At 51.3% G+C, this 3554-nt stretch carries 4 protein-coding genes; 3 read left to right on the forward strand and 1 reads right to left on the reverse strand.

All coding sequences use genetic code 11. From position 1 onward, the window contains the following. Positions 1-447 (forward strand): MaoC family dehydratase (locus B3P58_RS15685; RefSeq protein WP_286718947.1); only part of this gene is annotated, 447 nt, incomplete at its 5' end. 23 nt (positions 448-470) lie between these two features. Here B3P58_RS15685 and B3P58_RS15690 read toward each other — a convergent pair. After that, complete coding sequence (locus B3P58_RS15690) at positions 471-875, reverse strand: STAS/SEC14 domain-containing protein (RefSeq protein WP_230330638.1); 405 nt, start codon at positions 873-875, stop codon at positions 471-473. A 373-nt stretch (positions 876-1248) separates the two neighbouring features. On the opposite strand from B3P58_RS15690, the gene B3P58_RS15695 reads away from it, so the two are divergent. Beyond that, complete coding sequence (locus B3P58_RS15695; RefSeq protein WP_186435941.1) at positions 1249-1968, forward strand: outer membrane beta-barrel protein; 720 nt, start codon at positions 1249-1251, stop codon at positions 1966-1968. Positions 1969-2267: 299 nt separating this feature from the next. Next, positions 2268-3317 carry an AraC family transcriptional regulator gene (locus tag B3P58_RS15700; RefSeq protein WP_145469434.1) on the forward strand — a complete coding sequence of 350 codons (1050 nt, stop codon included), beginning with the start codon at positions 2268-2270 and terminating at the stop codon, positions 3315-3317. Positions 3318-3554 lie beyond the last annotated feature (237 nt).

Genomic DNA, 3554 nt, shown 5'->3' on the forward strand with positions numbered 1-3554 from the left:
GTCAGTACCAATCTGGCGCGCATGCGCAGCACTGAAGCCAAAGGAGCGAAAAAAGAGCGACCACCACTGGCCAGCTTCGCCACCGTAGAACGCTGGACGCTGCACAGTAATCTGGGTCGGCGCTATGCGCGGGTTTCCGGTGATTCCAATCCCATTCACCTCTACGCTCTGTCAGCCAAACTGTTCGGTTTCAAAAGCCACATTGCCCATGGTATGTGGAGCAAAGCCCGTACAGCGGCGGCGCTGCAACCCCTGCTGCACAGCGATGCTTGTCGCCTGACGACTGAATTTAAGCTGCCGGTCTTCCTGCCATCCGCTGTCGAATTGCACTACAACCTGCACGAAACACTCAGCAGTGATCAGCCAAACAACGCTGGCATCGACTTCGAGCTGCGCAGCGTCCGAGGCGAAAAGGTTCATATGAAAGGACGGATTGAGAAAATCTGAAGAGACAGAAGCAGCCTTCAGGCTCAGCCATGCTGAGCCTGAGCGGCTATCCCCGTCAGCCAGCATTCGGCCTCATCACGCTGATCAAAGCGTTGCACCGGATAGGCGGGAGCGTGATAACTGAGAAACATCGCCGTCAGATGACGCAGCATAAAAGAGTCGCCCACAATCGCCAGCGCTGTTGTGGTACGCAGAAGATCGGGGTGTGAAGCGAAAAGCTGCACCTCGAAATCAACGGTAAGAATATCCTGCCCCAGCAGTAATACAGGTCGCTTGCGCTGCCCCGCAATCCGCCCATGAGCATTGTGCATAAAACGGACAAGATCGATCGTCAAATGGCTGAAGCCGTGAAGGTCGTGGTAGACAATGCCGTTTTCTCCCAGCCAGGTAGCTGGCTTTGCCGGAGAATTCACACCTCGAATTGTCATATTAACCGTAGTTTTAAGAATTGATTTTCATAAACGATAGCAAAATTCGCCGGAAAATAAAGGCAATTATTGCCATATTTTCCAATATCAGAGGCTCATCGGACAGACTTAATGACAAATAGGCCTATATCTCCCGGACCTCCATCCACAGTGCGCTCTGCCAGACGCACTCCAGAACGTGCAGCCTGCTGCATCCGGCTGCGGTTTTATAACGTAAATTGCCCGAAGAGTGGCTTTATATTGAAGCGGTGGCTGGTATCATGCGCAAACGTCAGGAATCTGTAGCGAATACCGCTGAATTCCTGCCAACAAAATAACAAGATAATTCCTGCTCAGGCAGATCAGAACAACTATAAAAATGGACTCCCTCACTATGGCCTCATATTCCTGCACACCTGCACGTGGTGGCATGCTGACTTCGCTGGCGCTGAGCTCTCTGCTCGGTTTATCCCTGCTATCCCCTGCAGCACAGGCTGAAGGCGGATTTGTTGGCCTGCAGGGCGGTATCACTGACTCTCAGGATATGGACTCTTTCGGCAACACCATCAAACTGACATTCGGACCCAACATTACCGACCGGCTGGCTCTGGAATTCGGCATTATGGATATTGGTGAGGCCAGTTACGATGATCCGAAAGCCGACTTCACTGATGTGGCTGATGATAAGCCACCGACGTTTAAAAACGCGAAACACGGCACAGTAGCCGGAACCAAAGCAACAGCCAGCGAACAGGCCTATGCCACCTACACCGGCTTTGCCAGCGCCCGTCCGCAAAGTTTTCTTATTACTTTCCGCTACCGTTTCCCACTGACCGACAGTATCGATTTTTTCCTGAAAACCGGTGCCAACCTGTGGGTGGCTGATTATGACACTGTTGAAATCAAAGCATTCCAGGACCAAACCATCAGCCGCCGTATCGTCAGCACCAAACAAACATCTGCCGTTGACCAGATTTCCGGTGGCGGATTCTTCTGGCGCGCGCTTCCTGATCTGGCATTACGCGCCGAATTGGAGACAACGGCGCTGGATAGCAAAGAGTTCAGCCGTGTTCGCTTCCAATTGATAACATTGGGTGCGCAGTACGAATTCTGAAAAAGCGAACAACCGTACCTTCTTCACCTCCTGCCCGGACAAGAAAATGCTAAAAAAACCTCATTCCGGGTAGGTTTATGCCAATAATTGTTAGATTCGTCACAATATAACCTTTCTCATTAGACCAGAATGGGGGCTCGGGTAGATAAGTGCCAGCCCTTTGTTACCTACGGTAACACATGACAAATTTGGTCACATTCATTTACCATAATGCCTGCTCTTTTTACCAACCTATCAGTGGCATACCGCTTGCTATTGAGTAAGGTTAAAAAACAAAAACCGAATCAGATTAGACGCCTATGAACATGGAACAAGGTTACGTATCCACCGCATTGGTTCGTCCTCTGCTGGAAGCTGCAGGCCCTACGTTTTTTGATCAGCTGCCGGACAGTGCTTCCGGTGCGATTCAGCGTGTGCTTAAGCAACTGAAAGATCCTGACAGCCGGATCAACGCAGAAGATGCCGATGAATTAATCAGCCAGCTGGTTAAGCGTACAAATGACGAGTCACTGTGTGTGCAGTCGTCACATAAATTCAACGTTCACAGCAGCTGCCAGCTGCAGCACCTGTTTCTATGCTGCAACACCCTGCGCGAAGCACTCTATTATCTGGAGAAGTTTTCCTCCCTGCTGAGTGATCAGCTGGAAATTCAGGTAACCCGTACCCGCGATAACATCATTAAGGTAAAACTGCCGGTTGAAGAGAACTTTATTGTTTCAACTCAGCGCCGTCGCACCGAAATCATTATCAGCACCCTGCTGAGCTGGCTGCGACAGCTGTGTGGCCCGGAACTGAGCATCAGTACCATCGCCCTGCCATTCCCGGCCACGCAGTACAGTGAGCACTACAGCTCGCAATGGCGCAGCGACGTGCAGTTCAATGCTGACGAATGTTCTATCCAGTTCCACAGTAAGTGGCTGGATGAAGGTCTGCATAACACCAATCCGCACATTCTGAATATGATGAAGCGCGAGGTGGAAGAGCAATACCGCAAACTGGCACGCTCCGGCTCTCTGGCTGAGCGCATCCGCAAGGCTTTCCTGCAGAACAAAATACGCCTGAATGCCAACCAGCAGGAAGTTGCTGATTACTTCCACATCAGTGCCCGCACTCTGAACCGCCACCTGCACCGCGAAGAAACCTCGCTGAAGCAGATTGTAACCAGTGTGCGTCTGGAAACCGCCAAACGCCTGTTGGTTAATACCGATGAAAGTATTGAGCAGATTGCGCTGAATATCGGCTTGTCCGGCCGTCGCACTCTGGACCGGATCTTTATCAAAGAAATTGATCAGAGCCCGGCTCAGTATCGTCAGTCACACAAGCAGATGCCGATAGCCGCCAACGGCTGACCCGGTAACCGCCTGGTAAAAAGAGCAATAAAAAAGGCAGCGTGGCTGCCTTTTTTATTGCTCCGATGCTTCTCATCGGCTTAGCCGATACGCTCCTAGTCTGACGGTGCCAGCCTGAGAATTCGTCGCCAGTACAGCTGCATCAAGAAAAATATTCCGGCCAGTGTCCCGAACAAATGTGAGCGGGTTTCAACCCGGCCACCAATCACATCCGCCAGAGCCATATCGTCATACCAG

It is taken from the genome of Thalassolituus sp. UBA2009 (assembly GCF_002335285.1).
GTDB lineage: Bacteria > Pseudomonadota > Gammaproteobacteria > Pseudomonadales > Oceanobacteraceae > Venatoribacter > Venatoribacter alkanivorans.

Excerpts from the sequence above, each read along its gene's own strand:
- B3P58_RS15690 (WP_230330638.1), bottom strand. The coding sequence starts at position 875 with ATGACAATTCGAGGTGTGAATTCTCCGGCAAAGCCAGCTACCTGGCTG.
- B3P58_RS15695 (WP_186435941.1), top strand. The coding sequence starts at position 1,249 with ATGGCCTCATATTCCTGCACACCTGCACGTGGTGGCATGCTGACTTCG.
- B3P58_RS15700 (WP_145469434.1), top strand. The coding sequence starts at position 2,268 with ATGAACATGGAACAAGGTTACGTATCCACCGCATTGGTTCGTCCTCTG.